Annotated in this window: 14 protein-coding genes; 7 read left to right on the top strand and 7 right to left on the bottom strand. The window is 48.8% G+C overall.

Annotation, left to right across the window (positions count from 1 at the left end; all coding sequences use genetic code 11):
- Positions 1-14 precede the first annotated feature (14 nt).
- The 7 genes from kdpB (at position 15) to G9409_RS07340 (ending at position 10,326) form a co-directional block, all read left to right on the top strand.
- Complete coding sequence (kdpB, locus tag G9409_RS07370; RefSeq protein ID WP_166808159.1) at positions 15-2,120, top strand: potassium-transporting ATPase subunit KdpB; 2,106 nt, start codon at positions 15-17, stop codon at positions 2,118-2,120.
- A 15-nt stretch (positions 2,121-2,135) separates the two neighbouring features.
- Positions 2,136-2,741, top strand: a complete 606-nt coding sequence (locus G9409_RS07365; RefSeq protein ID WP_166808158.1) for a potassium-transporting ATPase subunit C — start codon at positions 2,136-2,138, stop codon at positions 2,739-2,741.
- 18 nt (positions 2,742-2,759) lie between these two features.
- A complete protein-coding gene (locus tag G9409_RS07360) occupies positions 2,760-4,439 on the top strand; it encodes a PTS sugar transporter subunit IIA (RefSeq protein WP_166808157.1) in 1,680 nt (559 codons plus the stop codon).
- Positions 4,440-4,495: 56 nt separating this feature from the next.
- Positions 4,496-4,726 (top strand): hypothetical protein, encoded by a 231-nt coding sequence (locus G9409_RS07355; protein ID WP_166808156.1) that lies wholly within the window; start codon positions 4,496-4,498, stop codon positions 4,724-4,726.
- Between the two features lie 209 nt (positions 4,727-4,935).
- Positions 4,936-6,273, top strand: a complete 1,338-nt coding sequence (locus tag G9409_RS07350) for a sigma-54-dependent transcriptional regulator (protein WP_166808155.1) — start codon at positions 4,936-4,938, stop codon at positions 6,271-6,273.
- 199 nt (positions 6,274-6,472) lie between these two features.
- Positions 6,473-8,467: an APC family permease gene (locus tag G9409_RS07345; protein WP_166808154.1), complete on the top strand. Its 1,995-nt coding sequence runs from the start codon at positions 6,473-6,475 to the stop codon at positions 8,465-8,467.
- Between the two features lie 44 nt (positions 8,468-8,511).
- On the top strand, positions 8,512-10,326 hold the full coding sequence (locus G9409_RS07340; RefSeq protein WP_166808153.1) for a sensor histidine kinase: 1,815 nt from the start codon (positions 8,512-8,514) through the stop codon (positions 10,324-10,326).
- Here the strand turns inward: G9409_RS07340 and G9409_RS07335 are convergent.
- From G9409_RS07335 to G9409_RS07310, 7 genes are all read right to left on the bottom strand, one after another.
- Positions 10,292-10,801, bottom strand: coding sequence for a hypothetical protein (locus tag G9409_RS07335; RefSeq protein WP_166808152.1), 510 nt, complete (start codon positions 10,799-10,801; stop codon positions 10,292-10,294). The genes G9409_RS07340 and G9409_RS07335 overlap by 35 nt on opposite strands.
- A gap of 157 nt (positions 10,802-10,958) precedes the next feature.
- A complete protein-coding gene (locus G9409_RS07330; RefSeq protein WP_166808151.1) occupies positions 10,959-11,798 on the bottom strand; it encodes a hypothetical protein in 840 nt (279 codons plus the stop codon).
- 213 nt (positions 11,799-12,011) lie between these two features.
- Positions 12,012-12,761, bottom strand: coding sequence for a hypothetical protein (locus tag G9409_RS07325; RefSeq protein ID WP_166808150.1), 750 nt, complete (start codon positions 12,759-12,761; stop codon positions 12,012-12,014).
- 360 nt (positions 12,762-13,121) lie between these two features.
- The gene (locus G9409_RS12100) at positions 13,122-13,256 is read right to left on the bottom strand and encodes a putative periplasmic lipoprotein (RefSeq protein ID WP_268896864.1); all 135 of its coding nucleotides are present in this window, start codon (positions 13,254-13,256) and stop codon (positions 13,122-13,124) included.
- 81 nt (positions 13,257-13,337) lie between these two features.
- Complete coding sequence (locus tag G9409_RS07320) at positions 13,338-13,742, bottom strand: YXWGXW repeat-containing protein (protein WP_166808149.1); 405 nt, start codon at positions 13,740-13,742, stop codon at positions 13,338-13,340.
- A 151-nt stretch (positions 13,743-13,893) separates the two neighbouring features.
- Positions 13,894-14,886 (bottom strand): aliphatic sulfonate ABC transporter substrate-binding protein, encoded by a 993-nt coding sequence (locus tag G9409_RS07315; RefSeq protein ID WP_235923263.1) that lies wholly within the window; start codon positions 14,884-14,886, stop codon positions 13,894-13,896.
- Between the two features lie 98 nt (positions 14,887-14,984).
- The gene (locus tag G9409_RS07310) at positions 14,985-15,578 is read right to left on the bottom strand and encodes a hypothetical protein (protein WP_166808148.1); all 594 of its coding nucleotides are present in this window, start codon (positions 15,576-15,578) and stop codon (positions 14,985-14,987) included.
- Positions 15,579-15,888: the final 310 nt, after the last annotated feature.

Here is a 15,888-nt window from a genome sequence, read left to right as displayed (position 1 = left end):
GAATCCCGCAAACCATGATGAATAACCTTCAGAGCAGTAACACTGCGAGCATACAAGGAGAGAGCCTTCCGGGTAAAACAGAACGGAGGAGATCACGCAACGCCTCGATATTCGAAGGCTCTATGGTCAGAGCCGCAATTGTGCACTCTTTCAGGATGCTCAATCCGGTGGTCATGGCCAAAAACCCTGTCATGTTCATTACCGAAATCGGAGCCGTACTGACAACGGCAATTACACTCTACGACGCATTGACGGGAAAGGGTGGTTTGATCTACAATCTTGCCGTTTTGCTGGTTCTCTGGCTGACCGTCCTCTTTTCAAATTTTGCGGAGTCGCTTGCCGAGGCTCGCGGAAAGGCGCAGGCTGACAGTCTGAAGCGCACCCGGCAGAACACCATTGCCAACAGGCTTCGTGACGGCAAGGTGACGCAAGTCAATTCGGATGACCTTCAGGAAGGTGATCTGGTTGTTGTTTCTGTCGGCGAACTCATTCCCGGTGACGGTGAGGTGGATGAAGGCGTGGCGATGGTCGACGAATCGGCCATCACCGGTGAATCGGCACCTGTAGTAAGAGAGGCCGGAGGAGACCGCTCCGGTGTTGTCGGTGGCACAAGGGTTCTCTCTGACCAGATTGTGGTGAAGATCACTGTTTCGGCAGGCAACTCTTTTCTTGACCGTATGATAGCGCTCGTCGAGGGGGCTGTGCGGCAGAAGACTCCGAATGAACTCGCCCTGACGGTTACGCTTGCCGGATTGACCCTCGCATTCCTGATGGTGACGGGTACGCTCTGGCCAATCGGCAGATATTTCGGCATCAACCTTTCAGTGCCCACCCTTGTGGCCCTGCTTGTCTGCCTTATTCCGACAACCATAGGCGCACTGCTTTCTGCCATCGGGCTTGCAGGCATGGACCGGGCCCTTTCGGCCAATGTGCTTGCCAAAAGCGGAAAGGCCGTTGAGCTTGCCGGAGATATCGACACCCTGCTTCTTGACAAGACAGGGACTATCACGATGGGTAATCGCCAGGCTACCAGCTTCATTCCACTGAACGGAGTCGACAGTCGAGATCTTGCCAGAGTGGCCATGGAGGCCTCGTTCGGTGACCAGACTCCTGAAGGGCGATCCATAGTCACACTTGGAGTAACAATCCTTGGAGAGCAGGCCCCCGCTGAACAGGCAGGAGCTGAAGTGATCGCCTTTTCGGCCCAGACCCGACTGAGCGGAATGGATATGGCCGACGGGCGGCAGTTGCGCAAAGGGGCTGGAGATGCGGTTCAACAATACATCAAAGATCAGGCTGGAACGATTCCGGGTGAGCTTCAGGAAATAATTGATGTTGTTGCCCGTAAAGGAATGACTCCGCTTGTAGTCGCCGATGGCAACAAGGCGCTCGGGGTAGTAGAGCTCTCAGACGTGCTCAAACCGGGAATCACCGACCGGTTCAGACGGTTGCGCTCAATGGGACTGCGGGTTGTGATGGTAACCGGTGATAATCCGCTGACTGCAGCTGAAATCGCACGGCAGTCGGGAGTGGACGACTATATAGCTGAAGCGAAACCTGAGGACAAACTGCAGTATATCCGGAAGGAGCAGCAGGCGGGAAGGCTGGTTGCCATGATGGGTGACGGCACCAACGATGCTCCAGCCCTGGCGCAAGCGGATATAGGGGTTGCCATGAATTCGGGTACACAGGCGGCCAAGGAGGCGGGAAACATGGTCGACCTCGACAGTGATCCGACCAAGCTTATCGAAATTATCGAGATCGGCAAGCAGCTTTTGATGACCCGCGGAGCACTGACCACCTTTTCCATCGCCAACGATGTCGCAAAATATTTTGCCATCATTCCGGCCATGTTCCTGCTTGCAATACCCGGACTTCGCGTGCTGAACATCATGCAACTCGCAACACCGGGCAGCGCCATACTTTCAGCGCTGATATTTAATGCGATCATTATCCCCATGCTCATTCCGATTGCCATCAGGGGGGTCAAATACCGTCCACTCGGGGCTGAAGCGCTGTTGCGGAACAATTTGCTCGTTTATGGTGTCGGCGGTGTTCTGGTGCCTTTTGTCGGCATCAAGCTTATCGACATGATTTTATCAATCACCGGTTTATTCTGAAAACAGGAGCCTTATATGAAAATTACATTTATGGAGGATACAGGAGCTGATTTTGCAGCATCGCTCAGAATCGTACTTGCGACTATTGTGCTCTGCGGCGGTCTCTATCCGCTCTGCATCTTCACCTTTGCACGCATTGCAACCCCCGGGAGCGCTTCCGGTTCGCTGCTTCGGGACCGGTCAGGGATGGTTGTCGGCAGCAGGTTGATCGCCCAGCCGTTTACACGCCCAGGCTATTTCTGGCCAAGACCTTCGGCGGTCAAGTACAATGCTGAAGGTGCCGGAGGAAGCAATCTCTCGCCAGCAGGCCCTGAAGTACGGCAGCGTGCCGTGCAAACAGTCGCGGATTATGGTGCTGACGCCAACAGGCCTCTTCCTGCTGACCTTGCTGCAGCATCCGGCAGCGGACTTGACCCCTTCATTACGCTTCGTGCTGCGCTGTTTCAGGCTCCAAGGGTTGCCGCAGCAAGAGGGATGACGCTCGCTGGAGTTGAAACGGTGATTCGCCGCCAAACAACCGGCCAACAGATCTTCTCGTCCGGAGAGGGGCTTGTCAATGTTTTGGTATTGAATATGGAACTCGATGCCGTAAAGAAAAACAGTAGTGCATCTCGACAATAAAACCTGGAGTTACTTGCGATGGAAGAGAGCAGAGCGGAGAGTTTTCTCCGGTTGATAAAGCAATCACAGCGAGGTCGCCTGAGGATATACCTCGGCTACTGCGCCGGCGTCGGGAAAACATACCAGATGCTGCTCGAAGCACGGCGTCTTCAGCAACAGGGAATTGATGTCGTTGTGGGTATTGTCGAAACGCACGGCAGAAAAGAGACAGAAGCTTTGCTTGAAAACCTTGAAATCATACCCCGCAAAGCGCTGACCTATCGCGGTATTGAAATCACCGAAATGGATATTGATTCCATTATCAAGCGTCGTCCTGCGGTGGTACTGGTCGATGAGCTCGCGCATACCAATGTGCCGGGCTCCAGGAACGCAAAGCGGTATCAGGATGTAGAGGAGATTATCGGAACAGGCATTCATGTGGTTTCGACTCTCAACATTCAGCATCTTGAAAGCCTTTATGAAACCGTTGAGCAGGCAACCGGTGTAAAGGTAAAGGAGCGCATTCCCGACCGGATCGCTCTGCAGGCTGATCAACTGGTCAACGTCGATATTGCCACCGATGACCTGCTGCAGCGGCTTAAAGAGGGCAAGGTCTATCTTGCCGGCAAGGCGGAATCGGCACTTACCAATTTTTTCAAAGAGGAAAACCTTGAGCAGTTGAGAGAGCTGACGCTTCGCGAAGTGGCTGCCCAAATCGACTCAAGCCGTAGAAGTCCCCTGCAGGATGAGCCCTCGTCAAGCCCGGATCAGGTTATGGTCTGCCTGAGCTCAAGATCGGAAAACAGTGAGGCGTTGCTGCGTTATGCCTCAAGAATAGCTGGCCGCCTGAATCGCAACTGGTACGCCGTCTATGTGCAAAGCCTTTCGGAAAGCCCTGAAATGATCGATGCCGGCATTCAGCGCAGGCTCACCAATACGCTTGCCCTTGCCCAGCAGCTTGGTGCGACTGTTTTTATTTACAAGGGCAACGATATTGTGTCAACCATCCTTCAATTTGCAAAGGAGTACCGGGTCGGTCACATTGTGGTCGGTAATTCGGGGGAACGGCTCTCCCTGTTGCAGCGCCTGACAGGCAAACGTCCGATGATCAAACGACTGATAGAGGAGAGTCATGGTATTACGATTGTTGTGCCCGATATCCGCCACCCGGATGAACGCCGAAAAAAGCTTCGTTCCTCGAAATACCTCACTGATATTCGTGCAAATCTGATGGGCAAGCCAAAGGAGAGTGATGACCGTGAGGTAACGATTATTCATTCCAATATCATGCTCTGGAACGAAGTTCTCGAAAAGGAGTCAGCAATCCGTCGATTGCTCGATACACTTTGCGTGACACACTCCGACATTCCGTTCGATTATGCATGGAGAGCACTCCTCGAACGGGAAAAACAGGGTGCAACCTTTATTGGCGAAGAGATTGCCATTCCCCATGCCCGGCTCGAAGGAATCAACGAAACCGTCCTTGCGATCGGGGTAAGCAAGCTCGGGATTTGCGATCCGGATTCACAGAATACAGCAACAATCATGTTTCTCATGCTCTCTCCCGTCAATCGTCCGGACAGCCATATCAAGCTTCTCGGGATGATCAGTAAAATGGCAGGCGACAGCCAGTGGCGGGCAGCCATGCACAGTGCGAAATCGGAAATCGAAGTTACGCAGATTCTCCGGCATTGGATTGCAGGTCAGAAAAAGAGATAAGCCCTGAGGATGATCAAGGGCCTTTAAAAATTGTAAATCATCGATAAAGGGGGCAAATGTCACAGCACAAGATACATATCCGTTGGAACACAACCATTCATCCGGAGAAGTGGCACGTTGAAGTTATGAGGAAAAACTGCGAAGGAGAACCTGAGTTTATCCTCAGTAGTGACAGTGCTGATTTTCCGATTGATGTTGAAGATTTCGGGACTTTTGAAGAGGATTTGCTAATCCAGTCTGTCAAGGAGAAATTTCCGGGAGCTGAAATATGTATGGAATTGATATGATACGGGTTAATCTATTGTAGCCAGGGAAAGGGCAAACCAGATTGTTATCTCTCTGTCCATCCATTACCTGGCCGCTCTCTTTTCTGGACAGCAGGTCACGGCGCTATCATCTTCATAAAGAAAACTGTACCGAAGAGGGCAGCGAAATCCGTCATTATTTAATTATAATTCAAATGTATTACGCATAGACAAATCATATCAGCATTTACATGCAATCGCTCAATGTCCTGATTGTCGATGATGAAGCCAATATCCGGAAAACCCTGACGGTTTTCATGGAGTCACGCGGCCATCGTGTAAAGGCGGTCAGTAATTCAAGGGATGCATGTGCTGAGGCTGAACAGCAGGTTTTTGATATTGCCTTTGTTGATATCCGGTTGGGTACTGAAAGCGGTCTTGACCTGGAGCGCTCACTCCTGAATGCATGTCCATGGATCAAAATAGTCGTCATCACAGCCTATTCCTCGATAGAGACGGCCGTTGAGGCAATGAAACGCGGAGCTTCGGACTATCTTGCCAAGCCTTTCACTCCCGACCAGCTTGAATCGATCACCGCACGTCTTGCCGAAGTATGTGCTATGGAGATGCGTATTGCCTCATTACAGGAAGACTTGAACCGTATGCATCCGGAGGTCTATTTCACCTCCCGGTACCCTTCAATGCAGCGAGCCATAGAGCTTTCCCGTCAGGTTGCCCTCTCAGACGCGCTTGTGCTTTTGCGGGGTCCGAGCGGAACAGGTAAAACTGTACTTGCCCGTTCAATTCACAACTGGAGCCAGAGAAAGGAGGAGCCATTCGGGGTTGTTTCCTGTCCATCGTTGAGCACAGAACTGCTCGAAAGCGAGCTTTTCGGCCACGTCAAAGGTTCGTTTCCCGGAGCAGTCAGGGATAAACCCGGAAGAGTAACCTTATGCGAAGGGGGCACGCTCTTTCTTGATGAGATCGGTGATCTTCCTCTCTCCATTCAGCCAAAACTGCTCCGCTTTATCCAGGATCGTGAATATGAGCGAATCGGAGAGCCTCAGACACGCAAAGCCGACGTCCGTATTATTGCCGCAACCAATACTGATCTTGATCTTGCAGTCAGGGAAGGGGAGTTCCGTGAAGACCTTTTCTACCGCCTTAACGGCATCCAGATCGATCTGCCACCTCTTGCAGACAGACCCAATGATGTTGAACAGCTTGCCTTGAATATGCTGCAATTCTTTGCCGCCCAGAATCTGAAAAATTTTGATGGATTCACCGAACAGGCACGAACTTCACTAAGAACGTATTCATGGCCGGGCAATATCCGGGAGTTGCGCAATGTGATGGAGCGTGCTGTTATTCTTGGTAAAAACGGTCAGATCGGTATTGAACTTCTTCCGGACTCCATTGTCGCCAAAACGCATCCGGTTAGTCTTGGTGATCCCATAACCCTCGATGTGATAGAAGAGACCCATATCCGTCGAATTCTCGCCTCATCCAAATCTCTTCAGGAAGCCGCCGATACTCTCGGTATCGATCAGGCTACACTGTGGAGAAAAAGGAAGCAATACGGCATCTGAGCCCAAAAGCCGCCTTGCAAAATTCAATGCTTTTTCTGCCATACCCTTGTTTTCTGCAAGATGTTCTTTTGCACCCATTCGTTATGTTTTTCACGTGACGGCGTTTTAAGCCGCCAATGTGTTCCGGATTTTTGCCGGATTATGATAACGAGGTGCAGTTTGTCACCGCATATCACCGGCGCAAATATTTTTTGTTATTATGACAATCAAAAAGGCAGTCAGGCAGGTTAAAACATTTTTTTTCGGCGGTGCAAGAGATTTTCGTGATCACAAGATATTCCATCAGCTTGCACTCTCCGCTTTTCTTGCATGGGTAGGGCTCGGCTCTGATGGTCTCTCCTCATCCTGCTATGGTCCCGCAGAAGCCTTCAAGGCTCTTCAGGGGCACCCTACACTCGGTATTTTTGTGGCTTTGGGAACCGGAATAACCATTCTGATCATTGCATCAAGTTATTCCCATATCATTGAACTCTTTCCTCATGGCGGCGGCGGTTATCTTGTAGCCAGCAAACTGCTTTCTCCCGAGATGGGAGTTATTTCCGGCAGTGCGCTGCTTATCGATTACATCCTCACCATTACCATCTCTATTGCCAGTGGTGCGGATGCCATTTTCAGCTTTTTGCCCATCAGCCTCATCGGTTATAAACTCTGGTTTGCCGTCTTCGGAGTCTCTATACTGCTTGTTCTGAACCTTCGGGGAATCAAGGAGGCAGTTATGCCTCTTGTGCCTGTGTTCCTGCTTTTTGTTGCTACACACCTCATTGTCATAGTCTATGCGGTCTTCTCCCACGCGGGGAACTTCGGTGCGGTCTATCACGAGACCGGTCGTGAGCTTGCCACTTCATTTAACACCCTCGGCGTTTTCGGGGTGCTCTTTCTGGTTCTGAAGGCATACAGCCTTGGTGCCGGTACCTTCACCGGTATTGAGGCGGTCAGCAACGGCTTGCCTGTTTTGCGTGAGCCGAAGGTTGAGACGGCAAAAAAAACCATGAAGTACATGGCAATCTCTCTTTCCGTGACCGTCATGGGGCTGATGCTCGCATACATCCTTTTTGATGTCCGTGACACGCCCGGCAAGACTATGAATGCCATTCTGTTTGAAGGCATTACAGCTTCCTGGGGCGGCTTTTACGGGGTCGGTTTTGTCTGGGTTACCCTTTTTTCAGAAGCAGTTCTGCTCTTTATTGCCGCACAGACCGGTTTTCTTGACGGGCCGAGGGTATTGGCAAATATGGCGCTTGACAAGTGGCTGCCTACACGCTTTGCCATGCTGAGTGACCGGTTGGTGACGGAAAAAGGGATTCTGGTGATGGGTTTTGCTTCACTTGTTATGATGCTCGCATCGAATGGATCAGTCGATTTTCTGATCGTTCTTTATAGTATCAATGTGTTTATAACCTTTACGCTCTCACAGCTCGGTATGGTCAGGCACTGGTGGGAGAAAAGAGATACAGAAAATGGTTGGCTGCAGAAACTGGTGATTAATGGCGTTGGATTGACCCTGACAACATTTATTTTGATTTCGGTTCTGGTCCTCAAGTTCAATGAGGGGGGATGGGTGACCATTCTGATTACCGGTATTCTGGTTTTGGGTTCGTTTTATATCAAGAATCACTATAACAAAACCGCTCATTCGCTGAAACGGCTTGAAGTAATTGTTGAAGCGGCAGTGCTATCGGGGTCGGATGTTCACGACAAAGAGCGTGATAAATCCACTCCGGACCCTGTTTTTGATCCGAAGGGCAAAACCGCAGCGATACTGGTGAATGGTTTTAACGGACTTGGGTTGCATACGCTCTTCAGCGTCTTCCGTCTCTTTGGCAACAGCTACAAAAATTATGTGTTTGTTGAAATCGGTTCCATTGATGCCGGAAACTTCAAGGGGGCGGATGAAATTGACCATCTCGGCAGTTTTGTTCGCAACGAGACATCCAAATATATGGACTATATGAAAGCGCATGGCTACTATTCGGAAGCATACTATTCCATCGGGACGGATGTGGTGGACGAAGTCAACAAGCTTGTTCCGGCTATTACTGAAAAGTATCCGGATATCGTCTTTTTCGGAGGTCAGCTTGTCTTCAGCAAAGAGTCCCTGATGGATCGCTGGCTGCACAACTATACGGTTTTTGCCATACAGCGGAACCTTTACGTGCACGGCATTCCCTTTGTGATTTTACCGATCAAGGTATGACCATTTATCTCCGCACCCGCAACTCGTATCAGTAACAAAGGCTCATGATGATCGGGATACGGCAGAAACTTATACTCGGATTCAGCGGCCTGCTTGTGCTGGTGCTTGTTATGGGCGTGCTCACTATCCGCCAGATTGATTCTCTTGGTGGTGCCATTGACATCATTCTCCGGCAGAACTATCGGAGTGTGATTGCGTGCCAGAAAATGAAAGAGTCGCTGGAGCAGATCGACCGGGGTGTTCTTTTGACTTTTACCGGTCATTATGACGAGGGATTGAGCTCAATCCGGCTGCCTGAAAATAACTTCAGGAATGCACTCCAGATTGAGCTTGGCAATATTACCCTGCCCGGCGAACATCAGAAAGCGATGCGTATCAGGGCACTCTTCATCGAGTATTCCAGGATTATTGATCTGGTTACCGACCAGTCCCAGGATCTTTCGCTAAGGCAGAAACGTTATTTCCAGACTCTTCTGCCACTGTTTCAGGAAATCAAGCAGTTCTCCGGAGAGGTTCTTGAAATGAATCAGGCGAATATGAACCGGGCCAATGACAGTGCCCGCCGCATGGCGGCATCTGCTCATAACACAATGCTTGCCGTAATTCTGGCCTGTGCCGTTATTGCCCTGCTTTTCAGTTTTCAGGCACATCGCTGGATTCTCATGCCGATAAAAAAACTGATTGCTTCTGCTGAAGAGATCAGCAGGGGGAACCTTGATCTGGTGCTTGATACCACATCAAACGATGAGATCGGACAGCTCTCGAGGTCATTTAACGATATGGCGGCGACCTTGCGCAAGATGCGCAAAACCGATATGGATACGCTTCTCAGAACACGAAGTGCCACACAGGAGGTGTTCAAGGCGCTGCCTGTGCCGATAGCTGTGCTTGATCAGAACGGCGAGATTGAAGTATCGACCGAAACCGCTGAGAACTATTTCGGCCTGAAGCCCGGCGTAAATGTTCATGATCTTGGTCACGAGTGGATGACGGAGTTGTTGCAGAACAAGGAAAAGCAGGAGTATGGCGGTGACACGCTTGAGAACAAGCGCTATATCCAGCATTTTGCCGGAAACCGGGAGAGCTTTTTTCTGCCACAGGCAGTGCCTGTACCTGCCGGTACAGCCCTGATACTCAGGGATGTCACGCAAATTATAGAGCAGCTTGAGCTGAAACGAAGTGTTATTGCTACCGTTTCCCATCAGCTTCGAACACCCCTTACTTCACTCAGAATGTCAATCTATCTGCTGCTTGAAGAGCGCATCGGAACTCTGAACAGCAAACAGGCCGAGCTGCTGTATGCTGCGCGTGAAGAGAGTGAACGCCTCTCACATATACTTGATGATCTGCTCGACCTCAACAGGATAGAGTCCGGTAAGGCAAACCTGAACATTCAGCTCTGCTCTCCTTTTCGGCTCGCGACCGAAGGTGTTGATCCTTTTACGGCAGAAGCCCGCGACAGACGGGTGAATCTTGTAAACACGGTTCCGGAAGGAGTACCGGAAGTTATGGCCGATCCGGAGCGTATCCGTCATGTTTTTGCCAATCTTTTGTCCAACGCACTGCGATTTACTCCACCTGAGGGATCAATAACCATAAGCGCTTGTGAAGATGAGGATAATGTAAGGTTTTCTGTTGCAAACAGTGGTGAGGGTATTGCTTCTGAACATCTGGAGCACCTTTTTGAACAGTTTTACCGGGTGCCCGGACAGCAGGAAGAGAGTGGAATAGGACTTGGGCTCTCCATTGTCAAGGAGATTATAGAAGCTCATGGCGGAACTGTTGGTGCTGAGAGCAATCCCGAAAGCGGCTCCATTTTTCATTTCACGTTGCCTGTTTTTTCCCCTTCCAGGGCTTGAAAATGGAGATAAAGATGGTGATGAGCAGCACCAGAACCTGAATGGTTCCGAACACAAGGTTCATCTTCTGGTTGTAGAGGTAAGCGGGATCGGTTAATGATGCAATCCCGATTTTGCCGGAGATCTCCATCATGGTGGTTTCCCAGGGGCCAAGATAGAAGGTTCCGAAAAGAATTGCCGTGAGGGTTACTATCCACTTGAAGGTCAGCCATGTGTGCCTGAAGAATCCCCAGTGCGTGAAGGTTGAGTAGAAGAGGCCGGTGAGCAGGCTTCCAATGGCACCGGGAATCACCACGATGTTCATATCGACATGATGAATGCTCCGGTTTATTCCGAACAAAACCCCGCCGTCAGTCACATCACTTTTCAGGAAATAGAGTGCCAGAAGGGAGATTGCTCCGCCTATCCATGAGCCCACAGCAACAAGATGAAACCCTTTCAGCCATTTTATGCCTTTCGGTGACAGTTTCGGCATCGCTATATTCTTGTAATGAAATATTATATCGACATGATCAGCCGATCTTGATCATAATTACAATAGTCTGTATCGATCTATATTCTTGTAATTAAAGATTATAGCGGATCATTTCTGTCCACGGGAAGGGGAGTGGCAAGCACCGGAAAAGGGCATTTCAATTGTTCTCCTTGCTCCGCTGTTCATCGAGTATTTTCTGGTTGTACTGGTCCGTGCGCTGCTGCTCAAGATTTCTTTTGTCTGTTTCATCACTTCGCTGTTCATCAAGCTTTCTCTGGATGTTTTCATCAATGCGTTTCTCTTCAAGGGTTCTTTTGGAGCTTTCGTCAGTGCGCTTCTCTTCAAGAGCTCTTTTTATTGTGTCATCGCTGCGCTGCTGCTGAAGATTTCTCTTGTAGGTTTCGTCCGTCCGCTTTTCGTCGAGGGTTCTTTTTGTGGTTTCGTCACTGCGCTGCTGGTCGAGGGTCCTTTTGGTCGTTGCATCCGTCCGCTTTTCGTCGAGACTCCTTTGGGTGTTTTCGTCGGTGCGCTGCTCCATGAGCGTTCTCCTGTAACTTTCGTCGCTCTGCTTCTGCTCAAGGGTCCGCTGTTTTTTCAGCCCGGTTTGCTGTTTCAGGAGATCAGCTCTGTTCTTGAGCTTACGAATTTCATTATCCCGGGAGCTTCTTATCTCTGAAATGCTCTGTTTTCTGATTTTCAGCGGCAGCATATCAGCTCGAATCACACTCCAGGGCCCACGATAGCTTGACGAGAGGTACCAGGCGTTATTATAGTAGAGGTAGTAGCGGTTCTCATAAGAGATGAGGTCATAAAACCCTACTGAAGCTATGGAAAATCCCGGATTCGCAGGCTTGACGAAAACTGGTCGGGAATCGATGACAAACGTTGGTTTCGAAACCTTTGTGATCGCTACACTGATCTCTGCCTGAGCATCAGGCTGAGGGTTGCCGAAAAGCAGGGCTGTAACTCCCGCTGCATACCAGAGCGATTTTTTCATCGAATTTCTAATCGATTATGGCGTTGTATACATGTTGTAAGCCTGTAGTTACTGACTTCATTGAAGTAGCAGCACACATAAAGTAATATAATGTAAATGCGGTTTAAACGATAAAGGTCAGAGGTTCAAAGAGAGAGGGGCAGCTGAAAAATGCCCGCCGGTTTTATGCCTTGTAATGCAATGCCAGCGGGCAAATCTCAAATGAGCTAAAGCCTATCGAGTGAGGTCACCGTAAACAAGGTTTGCCTGTGGCCAGGTGAATGACTGTATCTGCTGGCCTGCAAGAGTATAGTTGTAGAGTTTGTTTGCACCGCTTATGTAGACATCATTATTGGAGCCCCCAACTATTCCACCGATAACGAAAGGAGTCTGGACAAACGAATACTGGTCCAGGGTGACGAGGTCCCTGATGGTGAACCCTTTTTGTGAGCCGCTGTAAGTGGCAAGAAGTCTTCCGCAGATAACAGCAACATCATTATAGACAATACCTGGATCAGGAAAGGTCATGACTTTAAGCTGTACACCGTTGGTTCCATATCGGTATAATTTGTTCCCGGATGCCAGATAGAGATCATTGTTTGTGCCTGCAGCGATACCATTAATATTGAATCCTGTCTGGTAAAAAGCGAGTTGATTCAAAGCAAGATCGCGAACAGTAAATCCTTGCTGAGTGCCATTATAGGAAGCGTAAACCCTGTTACCGCGAACAGTAATATCGGTGTAGTTGATTCCGGAATCAGGAAAATTCATATCCTTGATGAGTTGCCCGGTAACCGAATAGTTATAGATATGATTTTGATTGACCATATAGAGGTCATTATTCGGGCCAGCAGTGACACCATTGACAGGATGTGATGTCGGGATAACACCGACCTGCTGAAGGTTCAGTGTGCGTATGGTGACACCTTGCTGAGCGACGTTGTAGGCAGCAAAAAAATTGTTTGCATAAGCTATTCCGGTCATATTCAGGAATAAGCCCAAGAGAGCCATTATTCTCAACAGCCTAGATAAATCAAACTTTGTGTTCATGGTACCCCCGAAGTTTAATTGATACTTGAAATATAGAAGCGGAATACGTAACAAATGCATAACACCTCAAAACGATGTTCCGTTCATCGTTGTGCATGTTTCTGCATCCAGGTGAGAAAGCAATAGAAACAGGAACTGGCTTGAGAGTAATCTGACAGCCCCGATCAGGCTTCTGTGCGGGAGAGAGGAGAGATACTTAAATTTTTTCTGAATAGTCTTACTTTACATAATATATATTATACAACAAAGCTCCGTAGCGAATAACGGAGCTTTGTTGTAAATTTTTTGATGTGGTTACTTGCTGGCGGTCATGTTACTGCCTGTTTTTGACGGCTCAGGAGTGCTGGTGCTGCCAACACTACCTTTGAGTGATGATGAGCATCCGGCAAGAGCTACGGAAAGTAAAATTAAGAGTGCATAGTATTTCATGATTTTCTCCTGGTTATTTTATCGAAAACTTCTTGTTATCATCAAAGCCTTTCTGTTCTTCTTTCTCTGAACCGGACAGTGTTACCGTCGATTGTTATTGTTGTTATCGCGCTGATTCTGACCATTGTTTCCACGTCTGCTGTTCTCTGTATCGCGATAGCGTCGAATATCGGCTATACGATGTCGTCTTATTCTTTCTGGAAGGTTGCTCTCGCGAGTTACCTGCCATGGCCCTCTGTAGTCCCTTGAGTTATACCACGAACCATTCTGGTACAGATAGTATTGACTATTGTAACTGACTATATCATAAGGACTTCCTACTGATACAGAGAACCCCTGATCCGGAATGTCGATAAACCGTGGTTGTGTACTGATAACAATTGATGTGCCACCTCTGCCTCCAGGGCTCATGGCCATCCCATCCGGAACATTAAGATGCAGTGTTCCAAAAAGAACTCCTGCAACTAATAATGTTTTGTTTTTCATTGCATATCTCCTGTTAATATGTTATTCCGTAATATGTTGCACCGTGTCGTGCCGTGTAAATCGCCTCTTTTTCGTCTCCATTTGTCATCACGCTCCTGCATTCCGATCAACTCTCGCCGGCTATTGCCGTCAGGAGTTAATCTTTATATCATTATTTTTGTGTCAGATAACTGAAATCAACCAGATCCCCGACTACCCGCTCCACCGCTGTCCCCTGTTTAATCAGTTTTTCTGCTTCCAGCAGAGGAGCTGCATCCATCAATATTTTCAGATCACTTCTGTTCGGAAGCGGACGCGACAAATCAATCTGACTGATTATCAATTGAGCAACAGGCAAAGAGATTCCTGTTTCATCCGCATAGATCTCAGCCAACTCATCGGGATGGCGGATTGCCCACTTGCGCACCATCTCATAAATCCTGACAACCCGGGCAACAACCTCTGGATATTTTGCAGCAAATGCTTCTGTTGTATTCAAGAACCCGGAGCTGTTATATTCGGGGTTTCGGTATATCGCTCGGAAACCACTTTCCAGCCGGCTGGTGGCAATAAATGGTTCTGCGCCAACCCATGCGTCAACCCTCAACTCTTCAAGAGCTGTTCGTCCGTCAGGAAGCTGCAGTGGCAGAATAGTAACATCTCCCTTCCGCAAGCCGGACTTATGCAGTGCACGAAGCAGGAAATACCAGGGATAGCTTTCTGTTAATGCTGCTATTTTTTTTCCCTTTAACTCCACGAGAGAGTTGTAGGGAGAGTCCCGAGTCACCAGCAGCATTGTCCATTCCGGTCGCGAAAACATGTAGACCGTCTTGACCGGGTGACCGTTTGCTTTACTGATAAAAGCGCCTAACGCATCTACAGAGACAAAATCGACCGTTCCTTTGGCCAAATATTTGATTCCATCCTCTCCTTTTCCTCTATAAATCCAGCTGACAGGCAGATTATCGGCCTTGAACTCCTGTTCAAGCCAGCCGAATTTTTTTAACACGATGCTGAGCTGATTGTATTCGGTATAATCCATCCGAAGTGATGAGGGCATCGGCACCCCATAAACTCCCGGGGGCATCATCATTCCGAACAAGGCTGTTGAACAGACAATCACCGCACAGAGAGGTTTGAGCATTATCGCACGCCAGAAGCTCATAAGTTGTATCTGTTGTTTTCATTATGAAATCACGTCCAATTCCGGGTTTCGCAATAAACCGTTCATGCATACGGATGAAGCGAATAGTCCTGTCGGCGTTATCCTTTTACAGAGGTGAATACGGTGAGGCACTCCTGAGTGTCATCACTCGCAATAGCCTCAATACGAACCTTCAGCTGCTCTGACATGTCCGGAATGAGGTTTGCCTGACTTCCATGATTCTGATTTGAAGATTTACTCTGCAGGAGGCAGAGGTCACAACTGCCCTGCTCCTTCAGATTGAACACCCTGTCGAGAAGAGCGTTAAAAATCGCGAGATCATCCGGCGCAATAAACCTTCCAAAACGATCACCCGCCAACAGTGATCGCTCTACACCAAGCATCCCGGCACCGGTAAGGTTTATTTCGATTATCGTGCTGTCGCGTGCAAGGGTCGCATAACCTGCGGGCGAAAAATCATAAAGCCTGGTGAATCTATCCAGCCCATCTTTCAGCTCTTCTCTGGCCTGAAGAAGCTCCTCATTCTGCATTTCAAGTTCGAATTTTTGAATAGCCATTTCATGGATCAATCGGTGCATCTCTTCAGGTGATGACCCGGCCCGTCGGTGCTCCTTCCGTCGATCATCAATTCGTTTTTCGCTTGCACTTCGCCCATTGGTGAATGTTGCTGATACTGTGAGATCCTTTTTCATTTGGCGAAAGTTAACATGTTTCTCTATAATGACTTCAGGATGCAGTACAACGTGGTGTAACTATGGTCGGTTCGCTTTGTTCCCGGCTTGACGTCCAATGCTGAGCAATGTTGTTCAGCCTAATAACACTCCTCTCTCATTGCTACGCGGTAGATAATCAGCAGAAAGGGAAAAATTACCAGAAGGTGGATGAGTCCCCCGAAGGTAAATGAGAAAGCTATGCAGATCATCCAGACCACAGACATTAAAATTGCTAAGATTTCAGGCATTTTAGTCTCCATTAGATTGAACGGAAAACCTTTTTGATAAT

The organism is Candidatus Chlorobium masyuteum, assembly GCF_011601315.1.
GTDB classification, from domain to species: Bacteria; Bacteroidota; Chlorobiia; order Chlorobiales; family Chlorobiaceae; genus Chlorobium; species Chlorobium masyuteum.
This window is presented reverse-complemented; position numbering and strand designations above follow the sequence as displayed.

Coding starts and splice junctions, on each gene's coding strand:
- kdpB (WP_166808159.1), top strand. CDS start 15: ATGATGAATAACCTTCAGAGCAGTAACACTGCGAGCATACAAGGAGAG.
- G9409_RS07365 (WP_166808158.1), top strand. CDS start 2,136: ATGAAAATTACATTTATGGAGGATACAGGAGCTGATTTTGCAGCATCG.
- G9409_RS07360 (WP_166808157.1), top strand. CDS start 2,760: ATGGAAGAGAGCAGAGCGGAGAGTTTTCTCCGGTTGATAAAGCAATCA.
- G9409_RS07355 (WP_166808156.1), top strand. CDS start 4,496: ATGTCACAGCACAAGATACATATCCGTTGGAACACAACCATTCATCCG.
- G9409_RS07350 (WP_166808155.1), top strand. CDS start 4,936: ATGCAATCGCTCAATGTCCTGATTGTCGATGATGAAGCCAATATCCGG.
- G9409_RS07345 (WP_166808154.1), top strand. CDS start 6,473: ATGACAATCAAAAAGGCAGTCAGGCAGGTTAAAACATTTTTTTTCGGC.
- G9409_RS07340 (WP_166808153.1), top strand. CDS start 8,512: ATGATGATCGGGATACGGCAGAAACTTATACTCGGATTCAGCGGCCTG.
- G9409_RS07335 (WP_166808152.1), bottom strand. CDS start 10,801: ATGCCGAAACTGTCACCGAAAGGCATAAAATGGCTGAAAGGGTTTCAT.
- G9409_RS07330 (WP_166808151.1), bottom strand. CDS start 11,798: ATGAAAAAATCGCTCTGGTATGCAGCGGGAGTTACAGCCCTGCTTTTC.
- G9409_RS07325 (WP_166808150.1), bottom strand. CDS start 12,761: ATGACCGGAATAGCTTATGCAAACAATTTTTTTGCTGCCTACAACGTC.
- G9409_RS12100 (WP_268896864.1), bottom strand. CDS start 13,256: ATGAAATACTATGCACTCTTAATTTTACTTTCCGTAGCTCTTGCCGGA.
- G9409_RS07320 (WP_166808149.1), bottom strand. CDS start 13,742: ATGAAAAACAAAACATTATTAGTTGCAGGAGTTCTTTTTGGAACACTG.
- G9409_RS07315 (WP_235923263.1), bottom strand. CDS start 14,886: ATGAGCTTCTGGCGTGCGATAATGCTCAAACCTCTCTGTGCGGTGATT.
- G9409_RS07310 (WP_166808148.1), bottom strand. CDS start 15,578: ATGAAAAAGGATCTCACAGTATCAGCAACATTCACCAATGGGCGAAGT.